Origin of the sequence: Pseudomonas sp. G11, assembly GCF_029457515.1 — a bacterium.
GTDB lineage: Bacteria > Pseudomonadota > Gammaproteobacteria > Pseudomonadales > Pseudomonadaceae > Aquipseudomonas > Aquipseudomonas gorinensis.
Genome location: NZ_CP120377.1, coordinates 2,474,507 through 2,493,555 on the forward strand (window position 1 = coordinate 2,474,507; position 19,049 = coordinate 2,493,555).

Annotated in this window: 12 protein-coding genes, 2 tRNA genes and 3 rRNA genes; 11 read left to right on the forward strand and 6 right to left on the reverse strand. The window is 57.1% G+C overall.

Translation table 11 applies throughout. The features are described 5' to 3' along the window. Position 1 precedes the first annotated feature (1 nt). Positions 2-565, reverse strand: coding sequence for an FMN reductase (gene msuE / locus P2T68_RS11480; protein ID WP_024074407.1), 564 nt, complete (start codon positions 563-565; stop codon positions 2-4). Between the two features lie 396 nt (positions 566-961). Here msuE and P2T68_RS11485 point away from each other — a divergent pair, with 396 nt between their 5' ends. The 3 genes from P2T68_RS11485 to P2T68_RS11495 all read left to right on the forward strand — a co-directional run bounded on the left by P2T68_RS11485 (position 962) and on the right by P2T68_RS11495 (position 4,483). Continuing rightward, positions 962-1,231 (forward strand): hypothetical protein, encoded by a 270-nt coding sequence (locus P2T68_RS11485; protein WP_024074408.1) that lies wholly within the window; start codon positions 962-964, stop codon positions 1,229-1,231. 233 nt (positions 1,232-1,464) lie between these two features. Continuing rightward, a complete protein-coding gene (locus P2T68_RS11490) occupies positions 1,465-2,625 on the forward strand; it encodes an aminotransferase class V-fold PLP-dependent enzyme (RefSeq protein WP_102624997.1) in 1,161 nt (386 codons plus the stop codon). A gap of 49 nt (positions 2,626-2,674) precedes the next feature. Next, positions 2,675-4,483 (forward strand): aminopeptidase P family protein, encoded by a 1,809-nt coding sequence (locus tag P2T68_RS11495; RefSeq protein WP_024074410.1) that lies wholly within the window; start codon positions 2,675-2,677, stop codon positions 4,481-4,483. An 84-nt stretch (positions 4,484-4,567) separates the two neighbouring features. Here the strand turns inward: P2T68_RS11495 and P2T68_RS11500 are convergent, their stop codons facing one another. The 4 genes from P2T68_RS11500 to rhtA all read right to left on the reverse strand — a co-directional run bounded on the left by P2T68_RS11500 (position 4,568) and on the right by rhtA (position 7,393). Continuing rightward, on the reverse strand, positions 4,568-5,182 hold the full coding sequence (locus tag P2T68_RS11500; RefSeq protein WP_277379350.1) for a 2-hydroxychromene-2-carboxylate isomerase: 615 nt from the start codon (positions 5,180-5,182) through the stop codon (positions 4,568-4,570). 37 nt (positions 5,183-5,219) lie between these two features. Further along, positions 5,220-5,951: an SDR family oxidoreductase gene (locus P2T68_RS11505; RefSeq protein ID WP_168233590.1), complete on the reverse strand. Its 732-nt coding sequence runs from the start codon at positions 5,949-5,951 to the stop codon at positions 5,220-5,222. 106 nt (positions 5,952-6,057) lie between these two features. After that, positions 6,058-6,339 (reverse strand): hypothetical protein, encoded by a 282-nt coding sequence (locus tag P2T68_RS11510; protein WP_024074413.1) that lies wholly within the window; start codon positions 6,337-6,339, stop codon positions 6,058-6,060. 166 nt (positions 6,340-6,505) lie between these two features. Further along, the gene (rhtA, locus tag P2T68_RS11515; protein ID WP_277379351.1) at positions 6,506-7,393 is read right to left on the reverse strand and encodes a threonine/homoserine exporter RhtA; all 888 of its coding nucleotides are present in this window, start codon (positions 7,391-7,393) and stop codon (positions 6,506-6,508) included. Between the two features lie 698 nt (positions 7,394-8,091). On the opposite strand from rhtA, the gene P2T68_RS11520 reads away from it, so the two are divergent. The 6 genes from P2T68_RS11520 to mrdA all read left to right on the forward strand — a co-directional run bounded on the left by P2T68_RS11520 (position 8,092) and on the right by mrdA (position 15,545). Continuing rightward, a 16S ribosomal RNA gene (locus P2T68_RS11520) occupies positions 8,092-9,628 on the forward strand. A gap of 83 nt (positions 9,629-9,711) precedes the next feature. Beyond that, positions 9,712-9,788 (forward strand) — tRNA-Ile (locus P2T68_RS11525). A gap of 30 nt (positions 9,789-9,818) precedes the next feature. Next, positions 9,819-9,894 (forward strand) — tRNA-Ala (locus P2T68_RS11530). A 247-nt stretch (positions 9,895-10,141) separates the two neighbouring features. Continuing rightward, positions 10,142-13,033 (forward strand): 23S ribosomal RNA (locus tag P2T68_RS11535). Between the two features lie 157 nt (positions 13,034-13,190). Next, a 5S ribosomal RNA gene (rrf, locus tag P2T68_RS11540) occupies positions 13,191-13,306 on the forward strand. Together the 16S, 23S and 5S rRNA genes with 2 tRNA genes alongside form the textbook arrangement of a ribosomal RNA operon. A 346-nt stretch (positions 13,307-13,652) precedes the next feature. Continuing rightward, a complete protein-coding gene (mrdA, locus tag P2T68_RS11545) occupies positions 13,653-15,545 on the forward strand; it encodes a penicillin-binding protein 2 (RefSeq protein WP_024074415.1) in 1,893 nt (630 codons plus the stop codon). Between the two features lie 4 nt (positions 15,546-15,549). On the opposite strand, the gene P2T68_RS11550 is transcribed toward mrdA, so the two are convergent. Further along, the gene (locus P2T68_RS11550; RefSeq protein ID WP_024074416.1) at positions 15,550-15,951 is read right to left on the reverse strand and encodes a GFA family protein; all 402 of its coding nucleotides are present in this window, start codon (positions 15,949-15,951) and stop codon (positions 15,550-15,552) included. Between the two features lie 98 nt (positions 15,952-16,049). On the opposite strand from P2T68_RS11550, the gene P2T68_RS11555 reads away from it, so the two are divergent. Then, entirely contained in the window at positions 16,050-16,517 is a 468-nt protein-coding gene (locus tag P2T68_RS11555; RefSeq protein ID WP_024074417.1) for an SRPBCC family protein, read from the forward strand. Between the two features lie 168 nt (positions 16,518-16,685). Continuing rightward, a complete protein-coding gene (locus P2T68_RS11560) occupies positions 16,686-19,043 on the forward strand; it encodes a DNA polymerase II (RefSeq protein ID WP_277379352.1) in 2,358 nt (785 codons plus the stop codon). Positions 19,044-19,049: the final 6 nt, after the last annotated feature.

The following is a 19,049-nucleotide window of genomic DNA, read 5'->3' on the forward strand; positions in this document are numbered from 1 at the left end:
CTTAAGCGATTTTCAGCAGAGAAGTGGAGTGCGCGGCAAACAAGGGCGCCGCGCGTTCTGCAGCAAGACGAATACGGCCCTTCAAGGGCTCGCTGGTTATTTGGTAGTCGGTGAAGTCGGCTTCGGTGGCATACACGCCAATCGGCAAGGTCAAGGCCTGGAAGAAGCTGAATAACGGCCGCAGTTGGTGATCGAGGACCAGTGCATGGCGATCGCTGCCGCCGGTGGCTGCGAGCAATACCGGCGTGTTGATCAGCGAGTTGAGGCCGACCAGGTCGAACAGGTGCTTGAGCAGGCCGGGATAAGAGCCGCGATAGACCGGTGCGGCGACGATCAGCAGGTCGGCTTGCTCGATGGTCACCAGTTGCGCTTCGATTTCCGCTGGCAGCTCATCGCGCGACAGCGCGCCGCCCAGTGGCCGGGCTATGTCGCCCAGTTCGATGAGGGTGGTCTGGATCGGTAGCAGGCTGGCCAGTTCGGCGAGTACCGCTTGGGTCAGCACCAGGGTACGGGACGGGCGCCAGGTTCCGCCGGAGAGGGCAACGACATTCAGGGGACGGGTCATGAACAGTTCCTTTTCAACAGTGGTTCATTGCGAGTGAAGTACGTGAGCTGAGCAAGAGCTGTACCAATGGGCGCAGACCTTGCCGGCTGCGGGTTACAGGCTCACTGCTGAAAAGTGTTGCTGTTGTCTGCCTGGTGAATTGTTGAATGACTGTTGCCTGCGCAACAGTTGCCTGGCGAACACTGGGGCCCGGCGTGCAGCTAGTTATAGTGGGTTGTTTTTATTCCGTAAATGAACGTATTTCCATATTAATAGATCGTAAAAGAATATGCTGGCCTGGTTATCGAGGGTGTCGCGGCGGGTGATAGCGACTATCACGGACGATGATTTTTCACTGTGCGGGGGCGGGAGTAGCCTGTGTTCATTGACTTAAACCTCCTTCGCAGAGCCTTCGCCATGAACCAGTCACTCGCTGTTTGCGTATTACTTGTCGCTTCCTTCCTCACCGGCTGTGCGACACATCCCTCACCGGAATCACGTCCTTACACCGCTGAAGAAACCAAGCAATTGGCTCTGGAAGCGCTGAGCCGTCGCGGCTTGTCGTTTGATGAATACCAACAGCAGCGCGCCGCACTGACCGGCCAGCCACAGAAGCCCTTCGGTTTTGATCGCCAGGGTGAAATGAATGCCGAGCGCAGCGTGACCTTGCATGGGCGCCCCAGTTGAGTGGCTGCGCCGTGCTGAAGAACCCGAGGTTTCCCTTAAGGAATCTCGGGTTTTTTGTTTGCCATGGAGCGACTTCAGCCTGTTAAGCTGAATTTCAGGAGCGTTCCTACGCACATTTACATAAAGTCATCCTTTTCTAATGGCATTTGACCAGGTAAACCTGACCACCTCTGTTCCGGTCGATGCCCCTGAGACGCTGCTCTCGGGAACCTGCTCTGCGAGTCTTTAACGTCATGAATAAACGTCCGCTGTATTTCGACTACGCCGCCACCACGCCGGTGGATGAGCGGGTCATCCAGGTGATGGTCGAGTGCCTGGGCTTCAATGCCAACTTTGGCAACCCTGCGTCCAGTTCCCATGCGTTTGGCCAAGCGGCCCGGCAAACGGTTGAACAGGCACGTCGCCAGGTGGCCGAGCTGGTGGGCGCCGAGCCAGGACAGATCGTCTGGACCTCCGGAGCCACTGAATCCAACAACCTTGCGATCAAGGGCGTGGCCCAGGCGCGTGGCGTGGCGGGCGGGCATATCATCACCAGCCAGATCGAGCACAAGGCAACCCTGGATACCGCGCGTCAGTTGCAGGACGCCGGGGTGGCCGTGACCTACCTGGTGCCGGATGCCGATGGCTTGATCAGTGTCGAGGCGGTCAGCGAAGCCTTGCGTGAGGACACCTTCCTGGTGTCGCTGATGCTGGTGAACAACGAACTGGGTACCCTCAATGACATTCCGGCGATTGGCGCGCGAGTGCGGGCGCAGGGTGCGTTGCTGCATGTGGACGCGGCGCAAGGGGCGGGCAAGGTGGCTATCGACCTGACGCAATGGCCGGTGGACCTGATGTCATTTTCCGCCCACAAGCTGTACGGTCCCAAGGGCATCGGCGCGTTGTATGTCGGGCCTCGGGCCCAGCAGAAGGTATCTGCGCAGATTCATGGCGGTGGCCATGAGGGCGGTTTGCGTTCCGGCACCCTGGCGACGCATCAAATCGCGGGCATGGGGACGGCGTTTGCCTTGGCGGCGGAGTCTTTTGCGGAGGAGAAGGCCCGGATCGTGGCTTTGCGCCAGCGCCTGCTGGATCAGTTGGCACCGGTGGCAGGCGTACGCCTCAATGGCAGCCCGGCGCAGCGTATTCCGCACACCCTCAGCCTGACGTTCGGCGAAGGCGAATTCAATTCTGCCGCCCTGAGTGCCGGTATCGCCTTTTCGGCGACGTCGGCCTGCAACTCGGCCAGCAATGCACCGTCCCACGTCCTTCTGGCCCTGGGCCATGATGCACGCTCCGCCGCTCGAACCATTCGCCTGAGCCTGGGCCGGTTTACCACCGAACAGGATATCGACCAGGCTGTGCAATTGATCAAGGCCGCCCTTGCCAGTGCACCGGCGTTCTGGGCGGTCTGATTATCCATTTGCAGCACATAACAATTATTCGTGGTTAGCAGGAGACACAATGAGTACGCAGCCTTTGACCCATGGAACGGTGCCCCAGCGCCTTGCGCATACCCGTGAACTGATGAGCCGCGAGGGCATTCACGCCCTGCTGGTGCCGTCGGCCGACCCACACTTGTCCGAATACCTGCCCGGCTACTGGCAGGGTCGCCAGTGGTTGTCGGGGTTTCATGGTTCGGTCGGGACACTGATTGTCACCGCGGACTTCGCCGGTGTCTGGGCTGACAGCCGTTACTGGGAACAGGCGAGCAAGGAGCTCAAGGGCAGCGGTATCGAGTTGGTAAAACTGCAACCCGGCCAACCCGGTCCGTTGGAATGGCTGGCCGAACAAACCCCGGAAGGCGGTGTGGTGGCGGTCGACGGTGCGGTCATGGCCGTGGCCTCGGCGCGAACCCTGGGCAGCAAGCTGGCGGAGCGTGGCGCGCGCTTGCGTACCGATATCGACCTGTTGAATGAGGTCTGGCAAGACCGGCCGCCGTTGCCGAATCAACCGATCTACCCGCATCTGCCGCCCCAGGCCACCGTTAGCCGTGGCGAGAAACTTGCCGCACTGCGCAGCAGCTTGAAAGAGCGGGGCGCCGACTGGCACTTCATTGCGACGCTGGACGACATTGCGTGGCTGTTCAATCTGCGCGGCGGCGATGTGTCGTTCAACCCGGTGTTTGTGTCCTTTGCCCTGGTCAATCAGCAGCAGGCCACCTTGTTCGTGGCGCTGGGCAAGGTCGATGCCGAGTTGCGTGCCACGTTGGCGCGGGACGGTGTGACGCTGCGCGATTACAGCGAAGTGGCTGATGCATTGCGTGCCGTGCCGCCGGGCGCCAGTTTGCAGGTTGATCCAGCACGTGTGACTGCCGGTTTGCTTGAGCATCTCGATGCGGGGGTCAAGTTGGTCGAAGGATTGAACCCGACCACGCTGGCCAAGTCTCGCAAGAGCTTGGCCGATGCTGAACATATCCGCCAGGCCATGGAACAGGATGGCGCGGCGTTGTGCGAATTCTTCGCCTGGCTCGACAGCGCCCTGGGGCGTGAACGCATTACCGAGCTGACCATCGACGAACATTTAACGGCGGCACGCGCCCGTCGCCCGGGTTATGTTTCACTGAGTTTCAACACTATTGCGGCCTTCAACGCCAATGGCGCCATGCCGCATTACCATGCCACTGAAGAAGAGCACGCGCTGATCGAAGGTGATGGCCTGCTGTTGATCGACTCGGGCGGCCAGTACCTGGGCGGCACGACGGATATCACGCGGATGGTGCCCATCGGTACGCCGAGCGAGGAGCAGAAGCGCGACTGTACCCGGGTACTCAAAGGTGTGATCGCCCTGTCCCGTGCGCATTTCCCCAAGGGTATCCTCTCGCCGCTGTTGGATTCGATCGCGCGGGCGCCGATCTGGGCTGAGGGCGTGGACTACGGCCACGGTACCGGTCACGGCGTAGGCTATTTCCTCAATGTGCATGAGGGCCCACAGGTGATCGCCTATCAGGCCGCGACCGCACCGCAAACCGCGATGCAGCCTGGCATGATCACCTCGATTGAGCCCGGTACATATCGCCCAGGCCGTTGGGGCGTGCGCATCGAGAACCTGGTATTGAACCGTGAAGCGGGCAAGACCGAGTTTGGTGAGTTCCTCTCGTTCGAAACCCTGACCTTGTGCCCCATCGATACACGTTGCCTGGAGCCATCGTTGTTGACGGCTGATGAGCGCCAGTGGTTCAACGCCTACCACGCCGAGGTGCGGGAGCGTTTGAGCCCATTGCTAAGCGGTGCCGCGCTGGAGTGGTTGCAGGTCCGCACTGCCGCTATTTGATCGGTTGCGGTTCAGGGGGGCGACAGCGCAATGCCGAGCCCCCATTCAATCGTTGCCGCCTAAGACGGGTTCGCAAGGGGACGTTCAAGGGCGGTCGACGATCGATATGTTGCCAAGGGCTTCCCGTACAAACTCCAGACGGTCTTGGCCGAAAAACAACTGATCTCCTACAAACAGGCTGGGCGCACCAAACACCCCGCGTTGAACGGCTCGTTCGGTGTTGTCCTTGAGGGCGGCTTTTACGACTTCATCGTTGGACAGGGCCAATATTTGTTCCGGATCGAAACCCTGCTCAGTGAGGACTGTGGCCACGACGGCGGGGTCTCCCAAATGACGGCCTTCTACCCAGAGAGCGTGGAACAGGCAGTCGATGAAGGCCTGGAAGCGTTCAGGTTGGTGCATTTGCATGCCGGTAACTGCCCTCATCAATACCAGCGTATTGATAGGGAAGTGCGGGCTGAACTTGAGCACAACCTTGTAGCGTCGGGCATATCGCGCCAGGTCATCCAACAGGTAGCGACCTTTGGCGGGGACGGTGATCGGGGAAGCGTTGCCGGTCGCCTTGAATACGCCCCCTAATAGTATTGGCCGATACACCAGCAGTGCGCCGGTTTCGGCGCACAGGGCAGGGAGTTGGGTATACGCCAGGTAAGTGGCGGGACTGCCGAGGTCGAAGAAGAACTCCAGGGGCTTATCCATGGTTGCTGCTCGCTGCTTATTGTTATGGGAGGCGTGACTACCAGGGCTCGTTCCAGGGGCGCAGGTCCAGTTCGAAAGTCCAGGCGTCCCGTGGCTGGCTATGTAGGAACCAATAGTTATCGGCGATATGGTCGGGGTTGAGAATGCCGTCCTGATCCTTGAGGGCATATTTCTGCGGAAAATTGTCGCGAATGAACGCGGTATCGATAGCGCCGTCCACCACCACGTGGGCGACGTGGATACCTCGGGGGCCTAATTCCCTCGCCATACTTTGGGCGAGGGCGCGAATTCCGTGCTTGGCGCCGGCGAACGCGGCAAACCCTGCAGCTCCACGCAGACCTGCCGTGGCGCCGGTGAACAGGATGGTGCCGCGGTTGCGCGTAACCATGCGTTTGGCGACTTCGCGGGCATTCAGGAAACCGGAGAAACACGCCATCTCCCAGATCTTGAAGTATTTGCGCGCCGTTTCTTCCAGGATGCTGCAGGGGACGTTGGCGCCGATATTGAAGACGAGGACTTCGATAGGGCCCAGTTCGCTCTCGATCTGTTCGATCAGTGCGATAACGTCTTCTTCTTTGCGCGCATCGCAAGCAAAACCATGGGCTTGGCCGCCCGCCAGCTGGATGCTGTCCACCAGCGGCTGCAGTTTGTCGGCGCTGCGACGGGTGACGCAGGCCACATACCCCTCGCGGGCAAAGCGTTTGGCAATGGCGCTGCCGGTTGCATCGCCCGCACCCACTACCAAAACGATTTTCTTGTTGTGCGTCATGGGAACTCCTTTGGCTCGGTGATCAAGCAGGAGTGTAGCCACAGCATCGCAAAGGGCAGGTTTGTGTCAGGAATTTGATCGGAGCAGTCGGGGACTGCTCGGGTGACTACTTACAGATGACGATCATGCTGCGGCTGGTGTAGCCAGCAGGGTTGAGGCCGAAGGGGTAGTCCCCAGGCTCCTCGGAATTGTCACCGGATTTGGCGATAACCCGGTAGCCCTTGGCTCCGCAAGAATTGGTGGCACTGGTGTAGCACTGGTCCCAGGAGGACGACAGGCCCGAACAGTTGATATGCAGCCCTTTTTTGCCCCGCTTCACTTCTGTCTTGGTGGTCGCGGCACAGCCAGCAATGGCCACGACCATGAACAGTATCAAAATTCGCTTCATTCCTATCCTTAATAGCCGCTCCGCAAAAAAGCCTGGAGCTGGCCTTACTCGCTCTCGATTGTAGCGTTCGGGCTGTCCTTGTCGAAATTCTCCATGAATGACATTGGTTTACCGACTAAACATGGCCTAAATGAGCGGCAAATACCAGAGCTACCTCGAAAGATGATTAGTCGGCGGGCACCAGTGGTTTGGATTCATTGCGCATGGTCAATGTGGCGCCTACGGAGGCCATGATGATGCAGGTGATGGCCAGCCATTGGGCGAGGGATAAGTGCTCATGCAGGAAAAACAGGCCGGAAAGCGCGCCGAACGCGGGCTCGATGCTCATCAACGTACCGAAGGTGCGGGCGGGTAGTCGGGTCAGGGCGACCATTTCAAGGGTATAGGGCAAGGCGGTGGACAGAATGGCGACGCCAATGGCGATAGGGATCAGGGCGGGTGTCAGCAGTGCAGTACCGGCATGGACGATACCAATCGGTGCGACGAAGAGGGCGGCAATCATGACGCCCAGCGCGGCGGTTTGTACGCCGTTGTCGTTGCCGGCTTTTTGGCCAAACAGGATATACAGCGCCCAGCAGACGCCCGCACCCAATGCGTAGCCCGCGCCGATCAAGTCAATGCCACTGCTGGCTTCCCCCATCGGGATCAGCAGGAGCAGGCCAATGATCGCGAGGGCAATCCACAGGAAGTCCACCGCTCGCCGTGATGCATAGATAGCCACGGCGAGGGGGCCCGTGAATTCGAGTGCTACTGCAATGCCCAGGGGGACGGTGCGCAAGGACATATAGAAGAGGAAGTTCATGCCGCCCAGCGCCATTCCGTAGACGATTACGGTGCGCAGGGACTTGGCCGTCAGCTTTGCGCGCCAGGGGCGCAATAGAAGCAGCATGATCACGCTGGCGAAAATCAGGCGCAGGGTCGTGGTGCCTTGTGCGCCGATGATAGGGAACATGCTCTTGGCCAGCGAAGCGCCGGACTGTATGGAGGCCATGGCGATTAACAGCAGGCCTACTGGAAACAATGCCGAGGCCAGGCTGCGGGGTGGGGTGGTCATTGAGGTGTGTCGTCCAAGGTCATAGTAGAGAAGCAGAGGTCGCTATGATGCTGAACTGTTGAGTAATGAGCAATATATTGCCCAACTATCGCTGCCAAACGTCCTATATAGAAGGAATGTCAGGTGTTTTCGGTGGTTTGATAGAAATTCCAAATAAAGGGTTGACGGCAGATTCTGGAAGTCTATAATTCGCCCCACTTCCGGCGCAGTCGAAACGGAAAACTCCTTGGTAAACAAAGAGTTACGCGAGATTCGACAGCGACCTGCTTCAGTTCATCGAAGCCCAGAAGGAGTTGGTAGAGCAGTGTCGTTTGGCTCTATTAACGTTTCGATCCTCTCGGTCGAAAGCGGAGAAAAAGAGGTGTTGACAGCAGCGTATAACGCTGTAGAATTCGCCTCCCGCTAACGAGAGATCGGAAGCGCAAGTGGTTGAAGTTACAAAGGAAACTTTGAAAACTTCTGAAAATAATCACTTGACAGCAAATGAGGCTGCTGTAGAATGCGCGCCTCGGTTGAGACGAAAGATCTTAACCAACCGCTCTTTAACAACTGAATCAAGCAATTCGTGTGGGTGCTTGTGGAGTCAGACTGATAGTCAACAAGATTATCAGCATCACAAGTTACTCCGCGAGAAATCAAAGATGTAACCAACGATTGCTGAGCCAAGTTTAGGGTTTCTTAAAAACCCAAAGATGTTTGAACTGAAGAGTTTGATCATGGCTCAGATTGAACGCTGGCGGCAGGCCTAACACATGCAAGTCGAGCGGTAGAGAGAAGCTTGCTTCTCTTGAGAGCGGCGGACGGGTGAGTAATGCCTAGGAATCTGCCTGGTAGTGGGGGATAACGTTCGGAAACGGACGCTAATACCGCATACGTCCTACGGGAGAAAGCAGGGGACCTTCGGGCCTTGCGCTATCAGATGAGCCTAGGTCGGATTAGCTAGTTGGTGAGGTAATGGCTCACCAAGGCGACGATCCGTAACTGGTCTGAGAGGATGATCAGTCACACTGGAACTGAGACACGGTCCAGACTCCTACGGGAGGCAGCAGTGGGGAATATTGGACAATGGGCGAAAGCCTGATCCAGCCATGCCGCGTGTGTGAAGAAGGTCTTCGGATTGTAAAGCACTTTAAGTTGGGAGGAAGGGCAGTTACCTAATACGTGATTGTTTTGACGTTACCGACAGAATAAGCACCGGCTAACTCTGTGCCAGCAGCCGCGGTAATACAGAGGGTGCAAGCGTTAATCGGAATTACTGGGCGTAAAGCGCGCGTAGGTGGTTAGTTAAGTTGGATGTGAAATCCCCGGGCTCAACCTGGGAACTGCATTCAAAACTGACTGACTAGAGTATGGTAGAGGGTGGTGGAATTTCCTGTGTAGCGGTGAAATGCGTAGATATAGGAAGGAACACCAGTGGCGAAGGCGACCACCTGGACTGATACTGACACTGAGGTGCGAAAGCGTGGGGAGCAAACAGGATTAGATACCCTGGTAGTCCACGCCGTAAACGATGTCAACTAGCCGTTGGGAGCCTTGAGCTCTTAGTGGCGCAGCTAACGCATTAAGTTGACCGCCTGGGGAGTACGGCCGCAAGGTTAAAACTCAAATGAATTGACGGGGGCCCGCACAAGCGGTGGAGCATGTGGTTTAATTCGAAGCAACGCGAAGAACCTTACCAGGCCTTGACATCCAATGAACTTTCTAGAGATAGATTGGTGCCTTCGGGAACATTGAGACAGGTGCTGCATGGCTGTCGTCAGCTCGTGTCGTGAGATGTTGGGTTAAGTCCCGTAACGAGCGCAACCCTTGTCCTTAGTTACCAGCACGTTATGGTGGGCACTCTAAGGAGACTGCCGGTGACAAACCGGAGGAAGGTGGGGATGACGTCAAGTCATCATGGCCCTTACGGCCTGGGCTACACACGTGCTACAATGGTCGGTACAGAGGGTTGCCAAGCCGCGAGGTGGAGCTAATCCCATAAAACCGATCGTAGTCCGGATCGCAGTCTGCAACTCGACTGCGTGAAGTCGGAATCGCTAGTAATCGCGAATCAGAATGTCGCGGTGAATACGTTCCCGGGCCTTGTACACACCGCCCGTCACACCATGGGAGTGGGTTGCACCAGAAGTAGCTAGTCTAACCTTCGGGGGGACGGTTACCACGGTGTGATTCATGACTGGGGTGAAGTCGTAACAAGGTAGCCGTAGGGGAACCTGCGGCTGGATCACCTCCTTAATCGACGACATCAGCTGCTCCATAAGTTCCCACACGAATTGCTTGATTCATTGAAGAAGACGATAAAGAAGCAGCCCGAAATTGGGTCTGTAGCTCAGTTGGTTAGAGCGCACCCCTGATAAGGGTGAGGTCGGCAGTTCGAATCTGCCCAGACCCACCAATTTTGTGTGGGAAACGCCTGTAGAAATACGGGGCCATAGCTCAGCTGGGAGAGCGCCTGCCTTGCACGCAGGAGGTCAACGGTTCGATCCCGTTTGGCTCCACCACTACTGCTTCTAGACGTTGAAAGCTTAGAAATGAGCATTCCATCACTGCGATGGTGAATGTTGATTTCTAGTCTTTGATTAGATCGTTCTTTAAAAATTTGGGTATGTGATAGAAAGATAGACTGAACGTTACTTTCACTGGTAACGGATCAGGCTAAGGTAAAATTTGTGAGTTCTCTTAGTTGAGAAATTCGAATTTTCGGCGAATGTCGTCTTCACAGTATAACCAGATTGCTTGGGGTTATATGGTCAAGTGAAGAAGCGCATACGGTGGATGCCTTGGCAGTCAGAGGCGATGAAAGACGTGGTAGCCTGCGAAAAGCTTCGGGGAGTCGGCAAACAGACTTTGATCCGGAGATGTCTGAATGGGGGAACCCAGCCATCATAAGATGGTTACCTTACACTGAATACATAGGTGTAAGGGGCGAACCAGGGGAACTGAAACATCTAAGTACCCTGAGGAAAAGAAATCAACCGAGATTCCCTTAGTAGTGGCGAGCGAACGGGGACTAGCCCTTAAGTGGCTTTGAGATTAGCGGAACGCTCTGGAAAGTGCGGCCATAGTGGGTGATAGCCCTGTACGCGAAAATCTCTTAGTCATGAAATCGAGTAGGACGGAGCACGAGAAACTTTGTCTGAATATGGGGGGACCATCCTCCAAGGCTAAATACTACTGACTGACCGATAGTGAACTAGTACCGTGAGGGAAAGGCGAAAAGAACCCCGGAGAGGGGAGTGAAATAGATCCTGAAACCGTATGCGTACAAGCAGTGGGAGCCCACTTTGTTGGGTGACTGCGTACCTTTTGTATAATGGGTCAGCGACTTATTTTCAGTGGCGAGCTTAACCGAATAGGGGAGGCGTAGCGAAAGCGAGTCTTAATAGGGCGTCTAGTCGCTGGGAATAGACCCGAAACCGGGCGATCTATCCATGGGCAGGTTGAAGGTTGGGTAACACTAACTGGAGGACCGAACCGACTACCGTTGAAAAGTTAGCGGATGACCTGTGGATCGGAGTGAAAGGCTAATCAAGCTCGGAGATAGCTGGTTCTCCTCGAAAGCTATTTAGGTAGCGCCTCATGTATCACTGTAGGGGGTAGAGCACTGTTTCGGCTAGGGGGTCATCCCGACTTACCAAACCGATGCAAACTCCGAATACCTACAAGTGCCGAGCATGGGAGACACACGGCGGGTGCTAACGTCCGTCGTGAAAAGGGAAACAACCCAGACCGTCAGCTAAGGTCCCAAAGTTATGGTTAAGTGGGAAACGATGTGGGAAGGCTTAGACAGCTAGGAGGTTGGCTTAGAAGCAGCCACCCTTTAAAGAAAGCGTAATAGCTCACTAGTCGAGTCGGCCTGCGCGGAAGATGTAACGGGGCTCAAACCATACACCGAAGCTACGGGTATCACGTAAGTGATGCGGTAGAGGAGCGTTCTGTAAGCCTGTGAAGGTGAGTTGAGAAGCTTGCTGGAGGTATCAGAAGTGCGAATGCTGACATGAGTAACGACAATGGGTGTGAAAAACACCCACGCCGAAAGACCAAGGTTTCCTGCGCAACGTTAATCGACGCAGGGTTAGTCGGTCCCTAAGGCGAGGCTGAAAAGCGTAGTCGATGGAAAACAGGTTAATATTCCTGTACTTCTGGTTATTGCGATGGAGGGACGGAGAAGGCTAGGCCAGCTTGGCGTTGGTTGTCCAAGTTTAAGGTGGTAGGCTGAGATCTTAGGTAAATCCGGGATCTTAAGGCCGAGAGCTGATGACGAGTTATCTTTTAGATGACGAAGTGGTTGATGCCATGCTTCCAAGAAAAGCTTCTAAGCTTCAGGTAACCAGGAACCGTACCCCAAACCGACACAGGTGGTTGGGTAGAGAATACCAAGGCGCTTGAGAGAACTCGGGTGAAGGAACTAGGCAAAATGGCACCGTAACTTCGGGAGAAGGTGCGCCGGTGAGGGTGAAGGACTTGCTCCGTAAGCCCATGCCGGTCGAAGATACCAGGCCGCTGCGACTGTTTATTAAAAACACAGCACTCTGCAAACACGAAAGTGGACGTATAGGGTGTGACGCCTGCCCGGTGCCGGAAGGTTAATTGATGGGGTTAGCTAACGCGAAGCTCTTGATCGAAGCCCCGGTAAACGGCGGCCGTAACTATAACGGTCCTAAGGTAGCGAAATTCCTTGTCGGGTAAGTTCCGACCTGCACGAATGGCGTAACGATGGCGGCGCTGTCTCCACCCGAGACTCAGTGAAATTGAAATCGCTGTGAAGATGCAGTGTATCCGCGGCTAGACGGAAAGACCCCGTGAACCTTTACTATAGCTTTGCACTGGACTTTGAATTTGCTTGTGTAGGATAGGTGGGAGGCTTTGAAGCGTGGACGCCAGTTCGCGTGGAGCCAACCTTGAAATACCACCCTGGCAACTTTGAGGTTCTAACTCAGGTCCGTTATCCGGATCGAGGACAGTGTATGGTGGGTAGTTTGACTGGGGCGGTCTCCTCCTAAAGAGTAACGGAGGAGTACGAAGGTGCGCTCAGACCGGTCGGAAATCGGTCGTAGAGTATAAAGGCAAAAGCGCGCTTGACTGCGAGACAGACACGTCGAGCAGGTACGAAAGTAGGTCTTAGTGATCCGGTGGTTCTGTATGGAAGGGCCATCGCTCAACGGATAAAAGGTACTCCGGGGATAACAGGCTGATACCGCCCAAGAGTTCATATCGACGGCGGTGTTTGGCACCTCGATGTCGGCTCATCACATCCTGGGGCTGAAGCCGGTCCCAAGGGTATGGCTGTTCGCCATTTAAAGTGGTACGCGAGCTGGGTTTAGAACGTCGTGAGACAGTTCGGTCCCTATCTGCCGTGGACGTTTGAGATTTGAGAGGGGCTGCTCCTAGTACGAGAGGACCGGAGTGGACGAACCTCTGGTGTTCCGGTTGTCACGCCAGTGGCATTGCCGGGTAGCTATGTTCGGAATAGATAACCGCTGAAAGCATCTAAGCGGGAAACTAGCCTCAAGATGAGATCTCACTGGGACCTTGAGTCCCCTGAAGGGCCGTCGAAGACTACGACGTTGATAGGTTGGGTGTGTAAGCGCTGTGAGGCGTTGAGCTAACCAATACTAATTGCCCGTGAGGCTTGACCATATAACACCCAAGCAATTTGCTGACCTGAAAAGGCACCAGATTGCGGTGTGTGAAGACGAAACGAACCGAAAGTTCGAAGTTCACAAAACACCGAAAGCTATCACATACCCAATTTGCTGAAGCGAGGCCAACTGGCCACGACTCAGTACCCGAATTTCTTGACGACCATAGAGCATTGGAACCACCTGATCCCATCCCGAACTCAGTAGTGAAACGATGCATCGCCGATGGTAGTGTGGGGTTTCCCCATGTGAGAGTAGGTCATCGTCAAGATTAAATTCCGAAACCCCATTTGCGAAAGCAGATGGGGTTTTGTTTTGGGCGGTCGAAAAGCGCAGGCGCAAGCGTGCTCATGCAGGACGACAACGCTGACGCGCACCCTCGGGTTGGCATCCCACCATCCTGATGGCATGTTGGCCCGAGTGACGCCTGGCTGTTGGAGCATAGATACCCATCTGAATTTTGACTCAGCTACACAAAACAACTCTTCCAGAGTGCCGTTGGGGAAATCGATGCAAAGTGTTTCTTCATTTTTGGTATGGTGCAGCACATTTTCACAAGGATTGATTTTTCATCCGCAGGACGCGGCGTCGACCTTCTTCAACGAGATGCTGTAGAAATGCCTGAACCCATACCGATTAAAGATCACGAAAAAGAAAACCGTTTGGTCAACAAACGTCTGCTCGCCTGCGCGCTGTTGGTGATTGGCATCACCTGTGCCTTGGTGGGGCGCATGTATTTCCTGCAGGTAGTGCAGTTCGACTATCACTCGACGATTTCTGAAAACAACCGGGTCCATGTCCTGCCCATCACGCCCACCCGCGGCCTTATTTATGACCGCAACGGGGTTGTGCTGGCTGACAACCGTCCCAGCTACAACCTGACCATTACCCGCGAGCGCACCACGGATCTCAAAGGTGAACTCGACGCCATCGTCAACCTGCTGCACCTGCCCGCCGAAGACCGTGCCGTGTTCGATAAGGCACTCAAGCAAGCACGCCACCCCTTCGTCCCTGTCACACTGTTTTACGAGTTGACGGAAGAGCAGATCGCCGTATTGGCGGTGAATGAATTCCGGCTTCCCGGGGTCGATGTGGAGCCACAGTTCGTTCGCCACTACCCGCTGGGTGCGCACTTCGCTCACTCCATCGGCTATGTCGGCCGTATCAACGAAAAAGAATCCAAGGCCCTGGATTCGGTGGAGTACCGCGGTACGCAATCCATTGGTAAAACCGGCATCGAGCGCTTCTACGAGTCTGAACTGCATGGTCATGTCGGCTATGAAGAAGTCGAGACCAATGCTCAGGGCCGGGTATTGCGCGTGCTGAAGCATACGGACCCGATCCCCGGCAAAAACATCGTCCTGAGCCTGGACGTCAAACTCCAGGAAGCGGCTGAAGAAGCCCTGGGCGATCGTCGTGGTTCGGTGGTCGCCCTTGACCCGCAAACCGGCGAAGTACTGGCCATGGTCAGCAAACCGAGCTTCGACCCGAATCTGTTCGTTACCGGTATCAGCTTCAAGGAATACGCCGCGCTGCACGACTCGATCGACCGGCCACTGTTCAACCGCGTATTGCGCGGGCTCTATGCCCCAGGCTCAACCATCAAGCCGGAAGTGGCGATTGCCGGTCTCGACAGTGGCGTCGTCACAGCCCAAACCCGCGTCTTCGACCCCGGTTACTACCAACTGCCGGACTTTGACCATAAATACCGCAACTGGAACCACAGTGGCGACGGCTGGGTGGACATGGACGCGGCCATCATGCGCTCCAACGATACCTACTTCTACGACCTTGCCCACAAGCTGGGGATCGACCGCTTGCACGACTATCTGGCCGAATTCGGCCTTGGCCAGAAGGTCTCACTGGACATGTTCGAAGAGTCCGCCGGCTTGATGCCATCCCAGGCCTGGAAGCGTGCAACAAGGCGCCAACCCTGGTTCCCGGGTGAAACCGTGATCCTCGGAATCGGCCAGGGCTATATGCAGGTCACGCCGCTGCAACTGGCTCAAGCCACCGCGTTGATCGCCAACAAAGGTGTGTGGAACCGACCGCACTTGGCCAAGACCATCAATGGCGTGCCGCCAGTGGATGAGAACCCCATGCCCAACGTGGTCCTCAAGGATCCGCGCGATTGGGAGCAGGTCAACCACGGTATGCAATTGGTAATGCACGACCCGCGCGGTATCGCCCGGGCTGCTGCGCTTGGCGCCCAATATCGTATTGCTGGCAAGAGCGGTACCGCGCAGGTAGTGGCAATCAAGCAGGGGGAGCGCTACAACCGCAACAAGACCCTGGAGCGCCATCGCGACAACGCCTTGTTCGTCGGCTTCGCACCAGCGGAACACCCGAAAATCGTGATCTCGGTGATGATCGAAAACGGCGAGGCGGGCGGACGTGTGGCAGGCCCTGTAGTGCGCCAGATCATGGACGCCTGGCTACTCGACCAGGAAGGCCACTTGAAGCCGCAATATGCGACCCCGAGCAAGGCGCCGGGCGACCCGCACGTCTGACGAATCAAGTCTTCCACTCATCCCACTGTTCCACGCCCTCATAAGTCAGCCACGGCACATCATGGGCCGTCCAGATGTGCGAGGTGGGCCTGACGCCCGGATCATCATCCAGCGTCGCCACCCGCACAATCACATGCGGCTGAAACTCACGTTCAGCGATCAGATGTGAGCCGCAGCGCGAGCAGAAATGCCGGTGCTTGCCCGGCGAAGACTCAAACGACGACAGCAGGTCCTCACCTTGCGTCCAGCGAAAATGCTTGCGCATCACGCCGGCTGTGGCCACGAACGCAGCCGCATGCACTTTGCGGCAGCTGTCGCAGTGGCAGTGGCTGATGGGCATGTCCAGGCTGTCCACTTGATAGCGCACGCCTTTACAGAAGCAACTTCCATTCAACGGGTCAGTCATAACCTATGGCCGGGTCAAGGATGGGGTCATCATCATCGCGCACAACCGAAGTTTGCGCATTGGTCGATGTCGCCTACTGTCAATGGAGGAGGTGACTTATGCATGTATTAGATCGCATAGAACGAAAAGTCCTGCTGAACGCTTCACGTAAACAAGTATGGGCGGCACTGACCGATGCCGAACAATTCGGTCGCTGGTTTGGCATTGCCCTCAAGGGCAAGACCTTTGTTGCCGGGGAGACCATCGAAGCACCGATTACCTATCCTGGTTACGAACATGTGGTGTGGAAAGCCAAGATCGAGCGCATCCTGCCGCAAACGTTGTTCTCTTTCTGGTGGCATCCGTTCGCGGTCGATAAGACTGTCGACTACGACCAGGAGACACCCACCCTGGTGGAGTTCACGATTGAAGACCGCGCGCCTGGCATTCTGCTGCGGGTCGTTGAGTCGGGCTTCGACGCCATTCCCGAGGCTCGCCGTCAGAAAGCCTTCAAGATGAACTCCCGTGGATGGGATGAGCAGATGGGCAATATCGAAAACTATCTCAGCCAAGCCCGGCAGGCTTGACCCAAACGGGCATCATGGGCGATGCCCGTTTCCAGCTTCTTGTAGACGTCGATGGCTGCCGACACCGTGGCCACCCTCTGATCACCGGTTGTTCGCCGCAAACGTTCGGCGTTTAGACGTATGACAGGTAGAATCACGCCCTGAAAGCGATTCCTGAGGTGCGGTACGGTGGATTTACAGCAGGGTTTTGTCCTGACCCGGCATTGGCGCGACACCCCTGGGGGCACGGAGGTCAGCTTCTGGCTGGCCACGGACCTTGGGCCACGGTTTATCCGCCTCCCCGTGCAAACCTCGGTGATGTTCATTCCCGAGGCCCACCGCAAGCCGCTGGATTGGTTGCTCAAGGATGAGCGCGATATCGAGTTGCGGCCGTTGCAACTGTGCGACTTCCATCACCGCCCGGTCCTGGGCCTGTACACCCGTCAGCACCGTCAGGCGATGGATCTGGAAAAACGCCTGCGCACCGCCGGGGTGGATGTCTACGAAGGCGATGTACGGCCCCCCGAGCGCTACATGATGGAACGCTTCATCACCGCCCCGGTGTGGTTCGGCGGCACGCCGGATGCCAGCGGCACGCTGCTCGACGCGCAGATGAAACCCGCGCCGGACTACCGCCCGTCGCTCAAGCTGGTATCCCTCGACATCGAGACCACGGCCCAGGGCGATCTCTACTCCATCGCCCTCGAAGGTTGCGGCGAACGCCAGGTGTACATGCTCGGTCCACCGAACAACACCGACGCAGTCGACTTCAAGCTCGACTACTGCGAGACCCGCGCCCAATTGCTCGAACGCCTCAATCAATGGCTCGCCACCCATGATCCCGATGCCATCATCGGCTGGAACCTGGTGCAGTTCGACCTGCGCGTGCTCCACGAACATGCCAAGCGCCTCAAGGTGCCGCTGCTGCTTGGCCGTGGCGCCGAGCCCATGGCCTGGCGCGAACATGGCAGCCGCAATCACTATTTCGCCGCGGCGGCGGGGCGCTTGATCATCGATGGTATCGAAGCCCTGCGCTCCGCTACCTGGAGCTTTGAATCCTTCAGCCTGGAAAACGTCGCGCAAACCCTGCTTGGCGAGGGCAAGGACATCTCCACGCCGTACCAGCGCATGGACGAAATCAACCGCATGTTCGCCGAAGACAAGCCCGCCCTGGCGCGCTACAACCTCAAGGACTGCGAGCTGGTCACGCGGATTTTCGAGAAGACCGAGCTGCTCAAGTTCCTGCTCGAACGCGCCAGCGTCACCGGGTTGCCGGCCGATCGCAACGGTGGCTCGGTGGCCGCCTTCACGCACTTGTACCTGCCGCTGATGCACCGCCAGGGTTTCGTCGCGCCGAACCTGGGCGACAAGCCGCCCCAGGCCAGCCCCGGCGGTTTTGTCATGGACTCGCGCCCCGGCCTCTACGAATCGGTACTGGTGCTCGATTACAAAAGCCTCTATCCGTCGATTATCCGCAGCTTCCTGATCGATCCGGTGGGCCTGATCGAGGGCCTCAAGCACCCGGACGACAGCGAGTCCGTGGAAGGCTTTCGCGGTGCGCGCTTTTCCCGCACCCGGCATTGCCTGCCGTCCATCGTTGCTCGTGTTTCCGAAGGTCGCGAAGAGGCCAAGCGTGAACACAATGCGCCGCTGTCCCAGGCGCTGAAAATCATTATGAACGCCTTCTATGGCGTACTCGGCTCCAGTGGTTGTCGCTTTTTCGATACGCGGCTGGCCTCGTCGATCACGATGCGCGGCCACCAGATCATGCGCCAAACCCGCGCGCTGGTCGAAGCCCAGGGCTATGAAGTGATCTACGGCGACACCGACTCCACCTTTGTCTGGCTCGGCAGCGCTCATTCCCAGGCCGATGCCAGCCGCATCGGCCGGGCACTGGTGCAGCACGTCAACGCATGGTGGCGCACGCATTTGCACGATGCGTTCGGCCTGCAAAGCGCCCTGGAACTGCAGTACGAAACCCACTTCACCCGCTTCCTGATGCCCACCATCCGTGGCGCGGAGGAGGGCAGCAAGAAGCGCTACGCCGGCTTGGTGGTGCGCGCTGATGGTAGCGAGGAGATGGTCTACAAGGGCCTCGAAACCGTGCGCAGCGACTGGTCGCCCCTGGCCCGGCAATTCCAGCAGGAACTCTACCAGCGCATCTTCCATCGCCAGCCCCACCAGGACTATGTGCGCGACTACGTGCGGCGCACATTGAACGGCGAGCTCGACGAATTGCTCATCTACCGCAAGCGCCTGCGCCGCCAGCTCGATGACTACGAACGCAACGTCCCGCCTCACGTGCGTGCTGCGCGCCTGGCCGACGACTACAACGACCGCCTGAACCGCCCACGCCAATACCAGCGCGGCGGCTGGATCAGCTACGTGATCAGCGTCAATGGCCCCGAACCACTGGAAGTGCGCCAGGCGCCGATCGACTACGACCACTACGTTACCCGCCAGTTACAGCCGGTGGCCGATGCGATTTTGCCGTTCGTGAATGATGATTTCAGCACCCTGGTCGGTGGGCAAATGGGCCTGTTCTAAAACACT

Bases quoted from the DNA above. Each gene is read 5' to 3' on its own strand.
- msuE (WP_024074407.1), bottom strand. From the start codon at position 565: ATGACCCGTCCCCTGAATGTCGTTGCCCTCTCCGGCGGAACCTGGCGC.
- P2T68_RS11485 (WP_024074408.1), top strand. From the start codon at position 962: ATGAACCAGTCACTCGCTGTTTGCGTATTACTTGTCGCTTCCTTCCTC.
- P2T68_RS11490 (WP_102624997.1), top strand. From the start codon at position 1,465: ATGAATAAACGTCCGCTGTATTTCGACTACGCCGCCACCACGCCGGTG.
- P2T68_RS11495 (WP_024074410.1), top strand. From the start codon at position 2,675: ATGAGTACGCAGCCTTTGACCCATGGAACGGTGCCCCAGCGCCTTGCG.
- P2T68_RS11500 (WP_277379350.1), bottom strand. From the start codon at position 5,182: ATGGATAAGCCCCTGGAGTTCTTCTTCGACCTCGGCAGTCCCGCCACT.
- P2T68_RS11505 (WP_168233590.1), bottom strand. From the start codon at position 5,951: ATGACGCACAACAAGAAAATCGTTTTGGTAGTGGGTGCGGGCGATGCA.
- P2T68_RS11510 (WP_024074413.1), bottom strand. From the start codon at position 6,339: ATGAAGCGAATTTTGATACTGTTCATGGTCGTGGCCATTGCTGGCTGT.
- rhtA (WP_277379351.1), bottom strand. From the start codon at position 7,393: ATGACCACCCCACCCCGCAGCCTGGCCTCGGCATTGTTTCCAGTAGGC.
- mrdA (WP_024074415.1), top strand. From the start codon at position 13,653: ATGCCTGAACCCATACCGATTAAAGATCACGAAAAAGAAAACCGTTTG.
- P2T68_RS11550 (WP_024074416.1), bottom strand. From the start codon at position 15,951: ATGACTGACCCGTTGAATGGAAGTTGCTTCTGTAAAGGCGTGCGCTAT.
- P2T68_RS11555 (WP_024074417.1), top strand. From the start codon at position 16,050: ATGCATGTATTAGATCGCATAGAACGAAAAGTCCTGCTGAACGCTTCA.